Below are 14,299 nucleotides of genomic sequence, written 5' to 3'. Positions count from 1 at the left end.
GGGGGCTGAGGTGGTCAGCCCGGCCTACGGGGTCATGGACAGCTGGCGGTGGCCAGCTCGACCACTGCGCGCTGCCACAGCCGCGGCAGGTCGCGCACGTGATCGTGTCGGCGCTGCGCGGTGACGGACAGGCAGGCGCGGGCGCCGTGGATGAACAGCACACTGGAGAACAGGTGGCCGCCGATCAGCGGGGGCAGCGCGAGGCCGCCGGTGACGGGGGAGCCGTCGAGGGCGAGGGGAGTGTGGGCCCCGAGCAGCGTCACGGTCGCCAGGGAGTCCTGGGAGCTGAGGAAGTCCGAGATGTGGTCCCGCATCAGGTCGTCGGGGATGAGGTCCAGGAGTCGGCGGTTGCGGTCCCTGGGCCAGACGCTGGTCTGCTCGACGACCTGCGCCAGCCGTTGCCGCGCACTCGGTTCGTCCACCGGCAGGAGCACCCGCTTGTATCCGTACCGGTTGCCCCGGTCCTGGCGCTCCTGACGCAGCCGGACGTTGAACGGGACCCGCACGGGGACGGGGTGGTCGCGTGCGCCGGGTGGCAGCCAAGCGCGCAGGGCCCCGGTGAGGGCAGCGAGATGGACGTCGTTGAGGGAGGCACCCGATGCTCGGCTGATCGCGCGCATCGCCTCCACGGGCACGTCCGCTGCCGCCAGCAGCCGGTCGCTGCCCGGGGGTGGGGCACTGGCCCACCGACCCGCGTCGGTGGGGCTCCGGCCAGTGGGAAGAGCCGGCACGCGTGCGTCGAGCAGCCGCCCGATGGTGTGGGCGACGGCCGTACCGTCCTGGGCGGCGTGGTGGACCCGGTAGGCGAGCAGGAACTCGTCCTCCTGCGGGGTGTCGAGCAGCCACAGACCCCATCGTGGCCGGTCCCCGCAGACCGGCTGATTGGCCATCAGCTCGGCGCCCCGGTGCGGTTCGGCCGCACCGTCGAGGGTGTGCACATGGTGGGCGGCGTCGAAGTCCTCGGCCGGGCGCCACCGCTCCTGACCGGTCGGGCCGTCCAACCGTTCCGCGAGCCCGGGCAGCGCGGGCAGGCGTGCCGCGAGGAGCGCTGCGAGCCGCGCCGGCGTGGGCCTGGGGCCCCGAAGTCGGAGTGCGACGCCGATGACGAACCCGTCGTCGGGGCGTTGGCGGGCCCACTCCAGCATTCCCCGGTCCTGCACGGAGCCGAGTTCGGCAGCGCAACGGCTCGACCGGGCGGCATCGGGCGCAGGGGCGTTGTTCGTCGTCATCGCTGCTCCGCTGGGACTCATCGCTGCTCCGCTGGGACGGTGGGCCGAGGGCACTGTGGCGAGGCAAGGGGCGTGCAACCGATGAAACGAGCCATGGGCCGCGCGGACACTGACGCGGTGACAGATCGCCCCGGCATGCGGCGCGCGTTCGACCAGCCGGGATCGGCAGCTGACTCGAAGGGTGGAATGAATCACCCGGATGGCGGAATCGGCCCTCGGTTCGTTGGCGTCGCCCGCCGGCGTTGCGGTCAGCTGGCGGCCGCACACACCAGGCGCGGGACCCGTCGCGTACCGCTCAGCCCGGCCGCCCGGCGAGAGGACCCCGCTATGCCCGACCACCGCGTGCTCGGATCCGCCGCGCGGGCGGGCGCGACGATCACGGTCGGCACCACGCCCGCCGGCAACCCGTCGGCGGACGAACCCGGGTGGCGGCCGCTGCCGGCGGTGCTGAGCGGCCACGCGGCAGTACACGGCGCCCGTCCCGCGCTCAGCTTCGTGAGCTACGGCCAGGACCCCGAAGGCAGTTGGCAGACCCTCACGTTCGCACAGGTGGACCTGCGGGCCCGGGCCCTGGCCGCCGCACTCGAAGCCGGATTCCCCCGGGGCGGGCGGGTCGCCGTGCTGTGCCCCCAGGGCCTGGAGTACGGCGTCGCCGTCCTGGCCTGCCTCTACGCCGGGATGATCGCGGTACCGCTGTTCCCGCCGGAGGATCCCCGCCGGACCGACCGCCTGGCGGCCGTCCTGGCGGACGCGGACCCGGTGTGCCTGCTGACCGTCGGGCCGCAGCGGGATGCGTGCCGGAGGCTGGGCGCCGGGCGGGTACCCGTGTGGGCGGTGGAGGAGACCGATCCGCGCCACGCCGGCGACTGGTCGGGGCACTGGGCAGGGCTGACGGACGCGGCCTACCTGCAGTACACCTCGGGCTCCACCGGGCGTCCCAACGGCGCCGTCATCACCCACGGCAACCTGGTGGCCAGCACCCGGCAGGCCATCGACGGCTCCGGGCTGTCCCACCGCACGCCCATCGCGAGCTGGCTTCCGCCCTTCCACGACATGGGCCTGTGCATCGGCGTGCTCGCCCCGATGCTGGTCGGGGCACACGTCGCGCTCATGTCGCCGCTGGCGTTCATCCAACGCCCCTGGCGGTGGCTGAAGCTCCTGGACACCCATCGGGCCCACCTCAGCGGCGGCCCCAACTTCGCCTTCGATCTGTGTGTCCAGAAGGTCCCCGACCCCGCCGGGCTCGACCTCAGCAGTGTCCGGGTGCTCACCAATGGAGCCGAGCCGGTGCGGGTCGGCACACTCCGCCGCTTCACCGAGGCCTTCGCGGCAGCCGGGCTCGCTCCGGATGCGGTCAAGCCCAGCTACGGATTGGCGGAGGCCACCGTGCTGGTGGCCTGCAATCGCGTCGGGCAGCGGTGGACCGAACTCGACCTGGACAGTGACGCACTGACCGCCGGCCGGATCCGCATCCGGCACGACCGGGATCCGGCAGGCCGGGTGACCACGGTGGCGGGCTGCGGCCGCCCGGTCGGACAGGACCTGCGGGTGGCGGACCCGGAAACCGGCGTCGAACAGGCGCCCGGTCGCGTCGGCGAGCTGTGGGTGCGAGGACCCAATGTGGCAGCCGGCTACTGGCGCCAACCCGGGCGCACCGCCGCGCTGTTCGACCGCACTCTCACGTCCCCGGGCGGCTCTGAGCGAGGCTGGCTGCGTACCGGGGACCTGGGCTTCCGCTACGACGGAGAGGTGTTCGTCCTCGGCCGGATCAAGGACGTCATCATCATCCACGGCGCCAACCACGCGGCGAGCGACATCGAGGACACCGTTCGCCAGGCGATTCCCGAAGCCGTTCCCGCATCGGTGGCCGCCTTCGCCGTGCCGGGCGAGGACAGTGAAGGCGACCGGCTGATCGTCATGGTGGAACTCACGGCAGGCCCGCAGAGCGCGGACGACATCGGGCTGCGGCGCCGGGTGCGGGCGGCCGTCGCCGAACGGCACGGCGTGCGGCCCTACGAGGTGCTCGCCGCCCGGAGGGGCAGCCTGCCGCGCACCACCAGCGGAAAGCTCCGGCGTGGCGACTGCCGCGACCGGTACCTCGCGGACCGGCAGACCCAGGCCGCGGCCACCGACAGTGCGGAGAACACATGACCAGCCCGACCGACCCCGAGGAGATCGTCCAGTGGCTGACCGGCCGACTGGCCGAACTGCTGGAGATGCCCGTCGCGGATATCGACGTCACCGTGCCGCTGGACGCGCTCGGTGTCACTTCGATGGAGGAGGCGGTGATCACCGGGGACCTCGAAGCGCGGTACGGACTGGTGGTTCCGGTGGCCGACCTGAGGCGCCACCCCACCGTCGAAAGCCTCGGCAGCTACCTCGCCGACCTCACGCCCGCGGCTTCCGGCCCCTCGGCGCTTCGGTGACGAGCAGACGCGGAAGGTGGGGGAAGGCGACGCCCGTGGACCGGGGGAGCGGCTCGGCGAGCCGCAGCGCGGGGAAGCAGCGCGCGATCAGCGGCAGCAACGTCTGCAGGTGCAACCTGGTCAGGGGCGCGCCGGGGCAGTAGTGCATGCCGGCACCGAAGGTCAGCATGGTGTTCGCGCGCGCCGGATCCCGGTTGGCCGGCCCGATCAGCGCGTGGACCAGGCTCCCGGCCTCGACGGGGACGCCGGCGAGCAGCGTGTCCCGGGTGGCGACGCGGGTGACGACGCCGACCGGTGGCCGGAGCCGGGCGATCTCCGCACCGAGGGCCGCGGCGCAGACGGTGCCCTCGCGCAGCCCACCGGCCAGGGACGGGTCGGTGAGCAGCGTGTGGACAGCGGCCGTGATCAGGGCGCTGAGGTCCTTGGCACCGAGCAGGAGAACGGTCGTGTTGGTCAGCACCCGCGTCGTGTCGAGGCCACCACCCCGTGGTGCGGGGAGCAGCCAGCGCGACAACGTGTCGTCGGTCGGAGCGTGGTGACGGTCCATCAGGTGCGGGCGGAGGTACTCGTGCAACGCCTGGTGGGCGCGGTCGGCGTCGGCCAACTGCTCGGGGCTGGGGCCGAGCTCGTAGGCGACCGACCAGCGGCGGGTGAGCCCGGCCAGCAGACCGGCGTCCCCGGTGGGCAGCCCCAGCCAGGTGCAGAGGATCTCCATGGGCAGCCGTTCGGCCAGGACCGGGACGAGGTCGGTGGTGCCGTCAGCGGCCAGCGCGGCGGCCAGGTCGTCGAGGCATCGCTCGGCGGCCGCCGTCAGCTGGGGGCGAAGGGCGGCGGCAGCGGTCGGGGACAGCCCCGCGGTGAGCGTCCTGCGCAGGCAGGCGTGGGACGGCGGGTTGGTGGTGGGGAGGGCCGAATGGAGGGTGACGAGGGACTGGTTGGCGCGCCAGCCCGGAGTGATCCGGTCGCGCCAGGTGGCGTCCACGGTCGCGTAGGCGGGGTCGGTCATCACCTTCCGGCAGGCCGCGTAGCTGGTCACCACGACGGCCTTCCACGGCATCATGTGCACCGGCCCGAGCTCCGCGAGGCGCGCGTGCACCGCCGCCTGGTCCTCGGCCGAACGCAGTTGCAGCACCAGTCGGGCGGCTTCGACGGCCGGCGGCGCGGCCATGGCTACGCCTCCTGCGGCTCGACCGCCGCGAGCTGCCGGGCGACTTGAGCCAGCGTCGTGTCCAGCGTCATCCCGTGCGCAAGGACACCGGTCTCGGTGTAGGCGTTGACCGCCAGCTCGGTGATCGAGAGCGAGTCCATGTCCAGGTCGCGCAAGGTCGACTCCGGTGTGACGTCGGAGGTGTCGACCCCGAGTCGAAAGAGCAGGGAGATGAGCGTGTCGTACATGGCGGTGCTCCGCTTCGTGGGGACTGCTTCGTGGCGACTGCGCACGGTCAGCCGGGTAACGGTGCTGCGGCCGTCCCGGTCACGCGCGCGGCGCAACTTCGCGCCCCCGTGGGTCGTTTGCACCGTGTGTCCCGCTGCCGCATGACTCCAGCTGCTGAAGGACTCCCACCGCTGAAGGAGCGTGGCATGACAGCCGACATCGCCGTCACCGGTCTCGGGATGGTCACCCCGGCCGGACTCGACACGCAATCCACCTGGCGGGCCGTCTGCGACGGCAGGCCGACCGCCGCGACCGCCGACCAACTCGTCGGGCTGCCCGTCGACTTCTGCTGCTCGGTGCCCCCCTTCGATGCCGCGCAGTCCCTCGGGCGTCGCACCGCCTACCGCCTGGACCGTGCCACCCAACTCGTCCTCATGGCCACCGAGGAGGCGCTGCACGACGCGGCCCTCGACTCGCGGACCTGGGACGGTGCCCGGGTCGGCGTCGTGATCGGCGGCGGCCTGAACGGCGCCCAGACCTGGGAGACCCAGTACCAGCGACTGCGAGACAGCGGGCCCCGGCACATCTCGCCGCTGCTGATCCCGATGATCTCCCCGAGCACCCCGGCCGGCGAGGTCGCGCTCGCCCACCAGGCCCATGGCCCGAGCCTGGTGACGGCGACCGCCTGCGCCTCGGGTGCGACCGCCGTCGTCGTCGCGCGGGACCTGCTGCGCTCCGGCCAGTGCGACATCGTCATCACCGGGGGCACCGAAGCGTCCAACACGCCCCTGATCGCCACCGGCTTCGCCCAACTCGGCGCCCTGTCGACCCGGTGCGACGATCCGGCCGGCGCCTCCCGGCCGTTCGACCGCGCCCGCGACGGATTCGTGATGGCCGAGGCCGCAGCAGTCCTGATCCTGGAACGGGCGAACGAGGCCAGGGCTCGCGGGCGGAAACCCCGGGCGCTGCTCGCCGGCTGCGGGTCCACCACCGACGCCCACCACCCCACCGCTCCGCACCCCTACGGCCGAGGAGCCAAGCAGGCGTTGCGCGCCGCGCTGGCCGAGGCCGCACTCAGCCACCAGGACGTGGCCCACGTCAACAGCCACGGCACCTCCACGCTGCGGGGCGACGCCGTCGAGGCGGAGGCGATCAGCACGGTGCTGCCCAGCGGCCCGCTCGTCAACTCCACCAAGGGGGTGCTCGGCCACTCCATGGCGGCCGCGGGCGCGGTCGAAGCCGCCCTGACCGTGCTGAGCCTGCAGCACTCCCTGGTCCCGCCCAGCGCCAACCTCGACCGTCCCGACCCGGCCTTCGACCTCGACTTCGTCACCAAGGTTGCTGCACCCCGGCGCCTCGACGCGGCACTGAGCAACTCATTCGGCTTCGGAGGCCACAACGTCGTCCTGGCCTTCCGCACGCCCTGACCGACCGCCAAGTCACCGCCTGCGGTCGAGGGACCTCGCCACCACGATGGTGCGGTCGGTGGCGAGGTCGTGCACGGCGACGTCGGTCGCCTCCTCGGCGGGATCGTCAGGGTTGACGGAGCTGCGCAGTCGCAGGCGGAGAGTCGCATCGAGATCGGCATTGCCGAGATAGCAGATCCGGGTGTCGAGCACAGCGCGGTCGAGGAAGGAGCGGTCGGAGCGGCCGAGTGAACGCCACCGCTGGAGCTGGGCGCGTTCGACGATCGAGAAGAACGAGGCGAAGTACAGCAGTCCCACGCCGTTGATGTCATGGACGGGGTCGACGGCGTGGTCGACGATCAGATCGGGGCCCGATCGCGGCCAACCGTCCCGGGCCGGGTCGGGGAAGTCATGGGCCGAGCGGGCTGCGGTACAGAGAGCCCGTGGTGAGTACTCGTCGGGAAGCCTCGGCAACCGCGCCTGGGCGAACCCGGTCGGCGGAGCGTGGACCAGACCGACGTTGCTCCGAGCATCGCCCCGGGCGACCCAGACGTTCAGATTCTCGATGTACAGGCAGTCGGGCCGGGGTTTCGTGCGCAGCTCGGCCAGATCGAACGGCTCGCTGTTGTCCGGCCCGTCCGAGTCGGCCACGAGCCGGAGTCGGTGGACGGTCAGAACGGACAGCCGACCGGCGTCGAAGACGAGGGACTGGACCTCGAGCCGGTCCCCGAAGCTGAGCCGCCGCGGGTGGAGGTCACCGCCCGAGGCGATGCGGTAGTAGTAGAAGGCGAGGTAGGAGGGTGTGCCGCGAGGGTCACGGGCACGGAAGACGTCGAAACCGCACACGGTGCTCACCGTCTCCCAGGTCCAGTCACCCACGCAGGCCGCCAGCGCCTGGAGCGATCCGCACATGCCGGGTCGCACGGTCACCAGCCGCCGCACGGATGCGGGCCCGGTCCGCTCAACCTGCGCGAGGACCAGGGGGGAGGCGGGCAGGGCCAGCAGGTCACTCATCAGGAAACCCTCGTGGCAGACGGCGGACGGGCTCCGAGAATGGCACAGGCCGAGCCGGCCGGTCCCCTGAAAGCCGCTCCGACAGCTGCTCTTCAACCGAAAGAGGTCCGAGGCCAGGGCGTATCGGAGAGGTGGCGGTGGTCGTTCATGGTTCATGACCGATCGTCACACCCACCTGTTCGCCGACCTGCGGTCCATCCTCGTCGAGGAGCTTCGCATCCTTGCGCCCGACATCGACCCCGCCGCTTCGGTCCTGGACCTCGGCCTCGACTCGCTGGCCCGGATGGAGCTGTCCGTCGCACTGGACCAGCGCCTGGGCATCGCACTGCCGGCCCAGGCACTGCGCAGCGCAGAGACGCTGGGCGACATCGTTGCCCTGATGGACGCGCAGTCAGCCGGTTGATTCGGATGGCGCATGGCGGATGGCGGATGGCCATCCGCACAGGTCAGGAGGCGCTGAGGAAGCCGGCGTCGGCGAGGACCTGCTGGCCGGCGGGGGATTCCACCAGGGCGACGAAGGCCTGGGCGCCGGCGGTGTTGGGGGCGTGGGTGAGGGTGGCGATGGGGTAGTCGTTGATGGCGGAGGAGGCTTCGGGGAAGGTGACGCCGTCGACCTTGCCGGGGGCGGACTTGACGTCGGTCTGGTAGACGAGGGAGGCGTCGGCCTCCTTCAGTTCGACCTTGGTGAGGGCGCTCTTGACGTCCTGTTCGTAGCTGACCGGGGTGACTTGGACGTTGCCGGCGGTGAGGGCCTTCTGGGGGGCGGCGCCGCAGGGGACCTCCTTGGCGCACAGGACGACCTCATAGTGCCGCAGATGCAAGGACAGCCGGGACATTTGCCTGGCATTAGCCCAGTCGTACGAGCGCTGCCCGTTCGGCCGAGTGCGCCCGGAAATTCGTTCGGAAATTCGTTCGGAAATCACCTCGCCCAGGCAGGGTGAAAATTCACGCCTCGGGCCTGCGGGCCATTCGCGGGCTGCCAGCTCGCATCTGCGGCGGGCATTCCGCGCCGCCCGGAAAGACCGGATACGGTAATCGCGGCAGCACAGGAGAAATACCCGCTCCCCTATTTCGCGAGGTTGGCCACCATGAGCCTGAGCATCCGAAACCAGATCCCCGGTACCGTCACCTCGGTCAGCTCCGGCGAGGCCATGGCGACCGTGAAGGCCCGCCTGGCCGGCGGCCAGGAAGTGACCGCGGCGGTCACGGTCGACGCCGTCAAGGACCTCGGCCTGGTCGAGGGCACCGCGGTACGTGCCATGGTCAAGTCCACCGACGTCTCGCTCGCCACCGGCCCCGTCGCCGGCCTCAGCATCCGCAACCAGATCCCCGGCACGGTCACCGACATCGCCTCGGGTGCGGCCATGGCGACGGTGAAGGTCTCGGTCGAGGGCGGCGAGCTGACCGCGGCCATCACCAGGGACGCCGTGGCCGAGCTGGGCCTCGCCGCGGGTTCCTCGGTCGTCGCGCTGATCAAGTCCACCGAGCTGTCCCTCGCCACGGTCTGACGCGCCGTCAGGTTAGGCCAGTCAGGCAGTCGCGGCGGCCGGGATCCCAGCAGGGCCCGGCCGCCGACCTGTGCCCGGCCACCGACCTGTGCCTGGCGGCCGACCTAAGGGGGTTCCGGCGGGTTGATCGGGAGGCGGGCCCGGAAGCGCCACGCGATGTCCAGGCCGAGGCCGGCGCCTGCGGCAGCTCGCATTTGCCAGGTCACTATGAGTTCTGCCCTGGCGGATGAGAGGTACCAAGCCCCGGCTCTCTTGGGTGATCCTCCAGTGCGAAGGTGGATCATCGGTGTGCGAAACCACTCGTCCCCGCTCGTGGCGCGCTGCTTCAATCGCCGAATCGAGCTCGTCGAGGACGGTGGACCAAGGTGGATCTGAACACGGTGCAGGAGGTGCGCGACGCCCGCCGCCGCGACACGTGGCAGCCGGGCGACGCCTGGCTGGGTGGCGGCACATACCTGTTCTCCGAGCCGCAGCCCCACATCCGCCGGCTGATCGACCTGAGCCGGATGGGCTGGGAGTCCTTGCGGGTGACGCCGGACGGCGGCCTGGAGATCGCCGCGACCTGCACCATCGCCCAGCTCTCCCGCTTCCCCAAGCCCGCCGAGTGGACCGCGGCCCCGCTGTTCGAGCAGTGCTGCCGCGCCTTCCTGGCCTCCTGGAAGATCTGGAACATGGCCACCGTCGGCGGGAACCTGTGCAACGGGCTGCCGGCCGGGCCGATGATCTCCCTGACCGCTGCGCTCGACGGGGTCTGCCGGCTGCTGTCCCAGCAAGGCGGCGCGCGCGAGGTCCCGGTCGCGGACTTCGTCGTCGGCGCCGGCCTCAAAGTCCTGGAACCGGGTGAGCTGCTGCGTTCGATCACCGTTCCGGCCCGTGCGCTGCGCAGCCGGACGGCGTTCCGGCAGGCCTCGCTCTACGGGCTGGGCCGCTCGGGCGCGCTGGTGATCGGCGCGCTCGACCCCTTCGACGGCACCCTGACCCTCACCATCACGGCCTCCACCGTGCGGCCGATCCAGCTGCGCTTCCCGGTGCCGCCGAACGCGGAGGCGGTGCGCGAGGCGGTCGAGTACGCGGTCGAGCCGGGGGAGTACTTCGACGACATCCACGGACTCCCCGCCTGGCGACGGCACATGACCTTCCGCTTCGCCGAGGAGATCCGCCGAGAACTTACCGAGGAGGTCGGACGATGAGCTTCGAGATCCGCGTCAACGACCAGGACTTCGACGCCGAGCCGCGCCCCGGCCAGTGCCTGCGCACCTACCTGCGCGAGCGCGGCTGGTTCGGGGTCAAGAAGGGCTGCGACGCCGGTGACTGCGGTGCGTGCACCGTGCAAGTCGACGGCCGGCCCGTGCACAGCTGCATCTACCCGGCGGTCCGGGCCGGGGGCCGCTCGGTCACCACCGTCGAGAGCCTGGCCAAGGACGGCGAGCTGCACCCGATGCAGCAGCGGTTCCTGGACGCGCAGGGCTTCCAGTGCGGGCAACTTCTCGTGGTCGGGCATGGTGACCGACATGAGCGGCCACGAGGCGGGTTGGGTCTACGACTACTGGGACGGCACCGACAACTGCTCCGTCTTCGTGAAGTCGGAGTACGCGGGGGTCAAGACGTTCACCCAGATCTCGCTCAGCGCCGAGAACGGGCCGCGGGGGTCCGGTGGGTACGACCCCGGCAACTACTCCACCTACGCCGGCCCGGTGCGGGTCAACGGTGTCGGCACCTGCGTCGGCGAGTTGGTCCTCGAGAACGACCCCAACAACCACCAGATCGTCAACTGGTGGTCCGGCTGGCACTCCGGATCCGGCTGCTGACCCACCGGGCGAGCCTCGGAGCCCCGCCGCCCCGGATGGACTCCGGAGCGGCGTCGGTGGCCCGGGCGGTGGTCACAGGCCGAAGCGGGTGCGCTGGGCCTGCGGCACCAGGTCGACGTACTCCGGGTGCTTGCCCAGCCAGCCGCGGATGAAGGGGCAGTAGGGGAGCACGTCCGCGCCCTGCTCCCGGGCGGCGTCGAGGGCGGCGCGGGCCAGGATGCCGGCCAGGCCGCGGCCGGCGAAGGCGGGGTCGATCTCGGTGTGGATGAACGCGATCTCGTTCTCGTTCTCGGGCCGGAAGTACTCGGCGAAGCCGGCGAGTTCCCCGTCGTCGGTGATCTCGAACCGCGACCGGTCGGGGTTGTCCGTCACCTGAGTCGTCATCGTTCCTCCTGCCGTCGGGCTGCGGCGGCGGCCTCAGCGAGATTTAATTTAGCATTCAACAAGATGCTGATCAAGCATGCGCGAGGTCAGGCGGAGTCGTGTCGAGTTCCTCATCCGCATCCGCGGAAATGGCCCTACCGCCGTCGGGAGCCGGCCTCAGGCCAGGGCCACCGACTGGGGGAAGGCGAAGACCTGGTCCGGGTCGTAGCACCGCGACACGTCCTTCAGGCGGGCCAGGTTGTCCCCGTAGTAGGCGGTACCCCAGTCGGGCAAGCTCGCGTCGATGTAGTTGACGTACCCGCCCGTCGCGCCCAGTGCCGCGAGCCCGTCCCGGATCGCGTCCACCGCGGCCGTGGTCGTGTCGCGGTCGGCGGGGGTGGCGCTCGCGTACACCTGGGCCGAGGCGAGCGCCGAGCGGTGCGGGAACGCCGTCGCGTCCGGGGCGAGCTCGGCGACCGCGCCGCCCAGGGCGTCCAGCAGCAGGTCGATCCCGCTGTGCCCGGTCATCAGCTCCGCCACACCCTGCGGGTCGACCGTCCAGGATCCGGGAGACGGCGACGAAGGAGGCCCGGGGCAGCCGCCCGCCCTCGAAGACCGGGTGGCACTGCGCGATGGTGTCGTTGGCGCAGCCCGCCATGTACTTCATCGCGTCCAGATAGCCGGTCGCAGGTCAGCCCGTACTTGCGGGTCAGCACTCCGATCCCGCCGCCCAGGGTCAGTCCGCCGACGCCCACCGTCGGGCAGGACCCGGCCGGCAGCAGCCGCCCGGCCTGCGCCAGTGCCGCATAGACCTCGATCAGCCGCGCGCCCGCGCCGACCCGGGCCGTCCCGTCGGGCAGGACCTGGACCCGCGCCATCGGCCGCAGGTCCATCACCAGGCCGCCGTTCGGCACGCTGTACCCGAGATAGCTGTGCCCACCGCTGCGCGCGGCGATCGGCACGCCGTGCCCGCGAGCCGCGTCCAGGCACGCCTGCACGTCAGACGCCGAGGTGCACCGGGCCACCGCCGCGGGCAGCTGACCGTCGTTCAGCTCGTTGTAGCCGAGTCGGGCGGTGCCGTACCCCTGGTCCTGCGGCAGCAGCAGTCGGCCCGCGAGCCGCGCTTTCAGGGCCGACCAGTCCGGCGGCTCGGGCGCGACCCCGGGTAGCCGCTGCCAGGCCGAGGCCCGCAGCCCCCGTGCGTCGACGGCCGGCCGCACCGGCACAACACTGCGGGCCGTCCCACCGGTTGCCGCCCGCGCCACCCCGCCGGTCCCCGTCACCGCCAGCGCGCCGCCGAGACCCAGGGCCGACAGAAACCCCCGCCGATCGATCGTCATGTGCCCGCATCTCCCGGCGGCCCGGTCGGACCGCGCCCTGACCGCGCGGACCTGCTCCCCCGCCATCCTCCGTCATGCTCATCGGGGAACTGCCGAGCGGCGCGCGGGGTTGCGCCCATCGGTGGACGCCACCGGGAGGCGATCAGTCGGCGAGATCGCCCATGACCGGTACGGTCGAAGCCGACCCCAGCGGCAGCAGGTACTGGAGCGGTTGGTCCAGGTCGTCCAGGGAGAACAGCTCGTGGGCCAGGTCGTCGAGGAAGCCGGCCAGCGGGATGCTCGACAGTCCCAGCGCGGTCGCGCCGAGCAGCAGCGTCTGGGCCAGGTGGCCGGCCTCCAACAGGCCCAGGCGCAACGCCCGCAGGCCGTAGCGCCGCCGCAGCAGGCCGAAGTCCACATACAGGCCCAGGACGGCGGGCGCCTGGTCGATGCCGACGAGGTCGGGATCATCGGCGGGTCGCGAGAAGTAGGAGGAGAGCGCGGTGAGTTCGGCGACGGAGGGGGCCGGGCCGATCGGTCGCAGCGCGCGCTGCTCGGGGAGGCACTGGTAGGTGCCGGGCGGCAGCCCGTCGACCTCCAGGGCGATCAACCGCAGCCGGGCGGTGTAGAGCGCGCCGGCACTCGGGTAAGGGCGGTGCGCGACCGTGCGCGTGGTGCCGTCGGGCAGCCGCTGCTCGGTGCGGTGGCTCTCGGCGTGACAGGACCAGAGCAGGGTGCCGAGGGTGGCGGCGGACAACGGCCCGAGCAGCGGGCCGCGGGCCGACACCCGTGCGGTGAAGGCCTGGTGCAGTGAGCGCGCGGGCAACGGGCCGGCGGGGAGCGCGAGATCGCCGGGCAGCGGCTGGTCGGAGCCCGCGAGGTCGGCCGGTGGCAGGGTGCGCAGGGCGCTGTCCTGGGTGCGCCCAGCCTGGAACTTGCTCCGCTCCAGATACTGGCGGTCCGGTGCGCGATGGCCGGTGGGGAAGAACGACGGCACCTCGCCCGCGTCCAGCAGGGTTCGGGCGGCGAGCCGGCAGATCGCCCGCTCCTCGTCGGGCGTGATGCCCAGCCGGTTGAACAGCATGTGCAACTGCGAGGCCCACACCCATGGTTCGCGGACCTCGCTGTCGCCCACCCGGGACGCCCAGTCGAGCAGCCAGGGCTCGGCGGTCCGCTGCTCCAGGCCGGCCCGCAGCGCCGCGGCCCGCTGCACCAGCGCATCGTGCTGGAGCGCGAAGACGGAGTTGACCCGGGCGTGCACGGCGGCGCCCGGCAGCAGCGGGACCTCGGTGACCCAGCGCCAGCTCGCCGCGTGCCGGCGCAGCCACTGTGCGGCCGCCAGCCGGTCCATGCCCAGGGCCAGCGCGGTGGTGTGCGCCAGGTCCACGCCGAGCGCCAGCCGCCCGGCCCCGCCCTGCGGCCGCCGCAGCGCCAGCACCGCGACCCGGGAGGAGACCGTGAAGACCTCCTCCGCCTCCGGCAGCGCGGCCGCTCCGCCGTAGCGGTCGGTCTCGGGGACGTACGGCATCAGGCGGACCTCGCCGTGGTTCGAGGGCCAGGGTCCATCGACAGCGGGCACCGCCTTGCTGAGCCGACCCAGCGTGGCGGGCAACTCGGCGGCCGCGGCCGGCTGCAGACCGCGCACCCGGACGCGCAGGTGCGGACCGCCCTCGCCGTAACGGATGAAGAACCAGGCGTCCGCCCGGCCCTCGGCGACCAGCTGGTCGAGCAGCGGGGCCAGTTCGTCGGCGAGGAAGCGGTCGACCTCCTCGGTGTCGCTGTGCAGGAAGAGGTGGAAGCTGTGCCAGTCGGCCATGGGAGTCCTCGGTCCGTCGAGCTCATGGGAAGGCG

General features: G+C 72.2%; 15 protein-coding genes and 2 pseudogenes. 8 read left to right on the top strand and 9 right to left on the bottom strand.

Translation table 11 applies throughout. The annotated features are described in order from the left end of the window. Window positions 1-32: 32 nt before the first annotated feature. Window positions 33-1,229: a wax ester/triacylglycerol synthase domain-containing protein gene (locus BR98_RS38900; protein ID WP_198042100.1), complete on the bottom strand. Its 1,197-nt coding sequence runs from the start codon at window positions 1,227-1,229 to the stop codon at window positions 33-35. Between the two features lie 327 nt (window positions 1,230-1,556). On the opposite strand from BR98_RS38900, the gene BR98_RS37315 reads away from it, so the two are divergent. After that, window positions 1,557-3,380 carry a fatty acyl-AMP ligase gene (locus BR98_RS37315; protein ID WP_051969190.1) on the top strand — a complete coding sequence of 608 codons (1,824 nt, stop codon included), beginning with the start codon at window positions 1,557-1,559 and terminating at the stop codon, window positions 3,378-3,380. Next, complete coding sequence (locus BR98_RS01665) at window positions 3,377-3,655, top strand: acyl carrier protein (RefSeq protein ID WP_051969189.1); 279 nt, start codon at window positions 3,377-3,379, stop codon at window positions 3,653-3,655. Before BR98_RS37315 ends, BR98_RS01665 begins: the two co-directional genes overlap by 4 nt. Here the strand turns inward: BR98_RS01665 and BR98_RS01660 are convergent. Further along, window positions 3,618-4,823 carry a cytochrome P450 gene (locus BR98_RS01660; RefSeq protein WP_035839259.1) on the bottom strand — a complete coding sequence of 402 codons (1,206 nt, stop codon included), beginning with the start codon at window positions 4,821-4,823 and terminating at the stop codon, window positions 3,618-3,620. The two genes, BR98_RS01665 and BR98_RS01660, sit on opposite strands and share 38 nt — an antisense overlap. Before the next feature lie 2 nt (window positions 4,824-4,825). After that, window positions 4,826-5,050, bottom strand: coding sequence for a phosphopantetheine-binding protein (locus tag BR98_RS01655; protein ID WP_035839256.1), 225 nt, complete (start codon window positions 5,048-5,050; stop codon window positions 4,826-4,828). A 186-nt stretch (window positions 5,051-5,236) separates the two neighbouring features. Here BR98_RS01655 and BR98_RS01650 point away from each other — a divergent pair, with 186 nt between their 5' ends. Continuing rightward, the gene (locus BR98_RS01650) at window positions 5,237-6,457 is read left to right on the top strand and encodes a beta-ketoacyl-[acyl-carrier-protein] synthase family protein (RefSeq protein WP_035839253.1); all 1,221 of its coding nucleotides are present in this window, start codon (window positions 5,237-5,239) and stop codon (window positions 6,455-6,457) included. A gap of 12 nt (window positions 6,458-6,469) precedes the next feature. On the opposite strand, the gene BR98_RS01645 is transcribed toward BR98_RS01650, so the two are convergent. Then, a complete protein-coding gene (locus tag BR98_RS01645) occupies window positions 6,470-7,450 on the bottom strand; it encodes a biosynthesis cluster domain-containing protein (RefSeq protein ID WP_051969188.1) in 981 nt (326 codons plus the stop codon). A gap of 154 nt (window positions 7,451-7,604) precedes the next feature. Here BR98_RS01645 and BR98_RS01640 point away from each other — a divergent pair, with 154 nt between their 5' ends. Continuing rightward, window positions 7,605-7,853: an acyl carrier protein gene (locus tag BR98_RS01640; RefSeq protein ID WP_035839250.1), complete on the top strand. Its 249-nt coding sequence runs from the start codon at window positions 7,605-7,607 to the stop codon at window positions 7,851-7,853. 43 nt (window positions 7,854-7,896) lie between these two features. Here the strand turns inward: BR98_RS01640 and BR98_RS01635 are convergent. Next, window positions 7,897-8,253, bottom strand: a pseudogene (locus tag BR98_RS01635) (extracellular solute-binding protein); the annotation flags it as partial. 285 nt (window positions 8,254-8,538) lie between these two features. Between BR98_RS01635 and BR98_RS01630 the strand changes: the two are divergent. The 4 genes and pseudogenes from BR98_RS01630 to BR98_RS40030 all read left to right on the top strand — a co-directional run bounded on the left by BR98_RS01630 (window position 8,539) and on the right by BR98_RS40030 (window position 10,766). After that, window positions 8,539-8,958 carry a TOBE domain-containing protein gene (locus BR98_RS01630; protein ID WP_035842413.1) on the top strand — a complete coding sequence of 140 codons (420 nt, stop codon included), beginning with the start codon at window positions 8,539-8,541 and terminating at the stop codon, window positions 8,956-8,958. A gap of 365 nt (window positions 8,959-9,323) precedes the next feature. Continuing rightward, window positions 9,324-10,148 carry an FAD binding domain-containing protein gene (locus BR98_RS01625; RefSeq protein ID WP_035839248.1) on the top strand — a complete coding sequence of 275 codons (825 nt, stop codon included), beginning with the start codon at window positions 9,324-9,326 and terminating at the stop codon, window positions 10,146-10,148. Then, window positions 10,145-10,438, top strand: a pseudogene (locus BR98_RS37310) ((2Fe-2S)-binding protein); the annotation flags it as partial. The gene BR98_RS01625 and the pseudogene BR98_RS37310, both read left to right, overlap by 4 nt. A gap of 31 nt (window positions 10,439-10,469) precedes the next feature. Beyond that, window positions 10,470-10,766: a hypothetical protein gene (locus BR98_RS40030; RefSeq protein WP_198042190.1), complete on the top strand. Its 297-nt coding sequence runs from the start codon at window positions 10,470-10,472 to the stop codon at window positions 10,764-10,766. Between the two features lie 72 nt (window positions 10,767-10,838). Here the strand turns inward: BR98_RS40030 and BR98_RS01615 are convergent, their stop codons facing one another. The 4 genes from BR98_RS01615 to BR98_RS01600 all read right to left on the bottom strand — a co-directional run bounded on the left by BR98_RS01615 (window position 10,839) and on the right by BR98_RS01600 (window position 14,264). Then, window positions 10,839-11,150, bottom strand: a complete 312-nt coding sequence (locus BR98_RS01615) for a GNAT family N-acetyltransferase (RefSeq protein ID WP_035839241.1) — start codon at window positions 11,148-11,150, stop codon at window positions 10,839-10,841. Between the two features lie 156 nt (window positions 11,151-11,306). Further along, window positions 11,307-11,657 (bottom strand): BBE domain-containing protein, encoded by a 351-nt coding sequence (locus BR98_RS40795; RefSeq protein WP_157537302.1) that lies wholly within the window; start codon window positions 11,655-11,657, stop codon window positions 11,307-11,309. Beyond that, window positions 11,657-12,469: an FAD-binding oxidoreductase gene (locus tag BR98_RS35905; protein ID WP_157537300.1), complete on the bottom strand. Its 813-nt coding sequence runs from the start codon at window positions 12,467-12,469 to the stop codon at window positions 11,657-11,659. Before BR98_RS35905 ends, BR98_RS40795 begins: the two co-directional genes overlap by 1 nt. Before the next feature lie 142 nt (window positions 12,470-12,611). Continuing rightward, entirely contained in the window at window positions 12,612-14,264 is a 1,653-nt protein-coding gene (locus tag BR98_RS01600; RefSeq protein ID WP_051969186.1) for a thiopeptide-type bacteriocin biosynthesis protein, read from the bottom strand. Between the last annotated feature and the right edge of the window lie 35 nt (window positions 14,265-14,299).

It is taken from the genome of Kitasatospora azatica KCTC 9699 (assembly GCF_000744785.1).
GTDB classification, from domain to species: domain Bacteria; phylum Actinomycetota; class Actinomycetes; order Streptomycetales; family Streptomycetaceae; genus Kitasatospora; species Kitasatospora azatica.
This window is presented reverse-complemented; position numbering and strand designations above follow the sequence as displayed.

Coding starts and splice junctions, on each gene's coding strand:
- BR98_RS01660 (WP_035839259.1), bottom strand. CDS start 4,823: ATGGCCGCGCCGCCGGCCGTCGAAGCCGCCCGACTGGTGCTGCAACTG.
- BR98_RS01600 (WP_051969186.1), bottom strand. CDS start 14,264: ATGGCCGACTGGCACAGCTTCCACCTCTTCCTGCACAGCGACACCGAG.
- BR98_RS01645 (WP_051969188.1), bottom strand. CDS start 7,450: ATGAGTGACCTGCTGGCCCTGCCCGCCTCCCCCCTGGTCCTCGCGCAG.
- BR98_RS40795 (WP_157537302.1), bottom strand. CDS start 11,657: ATGACCGGGCACAGCGGGATCGACCTGCTGCTGGACGCCCTGGGCGGC.
- BR98_RS01630 (WP_035842413.1), top strand. CDS start 8,539: ATGAGCCTGAGCATCCGAAACCAGATCCCCGGTACCGTCACCTCGGTC.
- BR98_RS01650 (WP_035839253.1), top strand. CDS start 5,237: ATGACAGCCGACATCGCCGTCACCGGTCTCGGGATGGTCACCCCGGCC.
- BR98_RS01615 (WP_035839241.1), bottom strand. CDS start 11,150: ATGACGACTCAGGTGACGGACAACCCCGACCGGTCGCGGTTCGAGATC.
- BR98_RS35905 (WP_157537300.1), bottom strand. CDS start 12,469: ATGACGATCGATCGGCGGGGGTTTCTGTCGGCCCTGGGTCTCGGCGGC.
- BR98_RS40030 (WP_198042190.1), top strand. CDS start 10,470: ATGAGCGGCCACGAGGCGGGTTGGGTCTACGACTACTGGGACGGCACC.
- BR98_RS01655 (WP_035839256.1), bottom strand. CDS start 5,050: ATGTACGACACGCTCATCTCCCTGCTCTTTCGACTCGGGGTCGACACC.
- BR98_RS37315 (WP_051969190.1), top strand. CDS start 1,557: ATGCCCGACCACCGCGTGCTCGGATCCGCCGCGCGGGCGGGCGCGACG.
- BR98_RS38900 (WP_198042100.1), bottom strand. CDS start 1,229: ATGACGACGAACAACGCCCCTGCGCCCGATGCCGCCCGGTCGAGCCGT.
- BR98_RS01640 (WP_035839250.1), top strand. CDS start 7,605: ATGACCGATCGTCACACCCACCTGTTCGCCGACCTGCGGTCCATCCTC.
- BR98_RS01665 (WP_051969189.1), top strand. CDS start 3,377: ATGACCAGCCCGACCGACCCCGAGGAGATCGTCCAGTGGCTGACCGGC.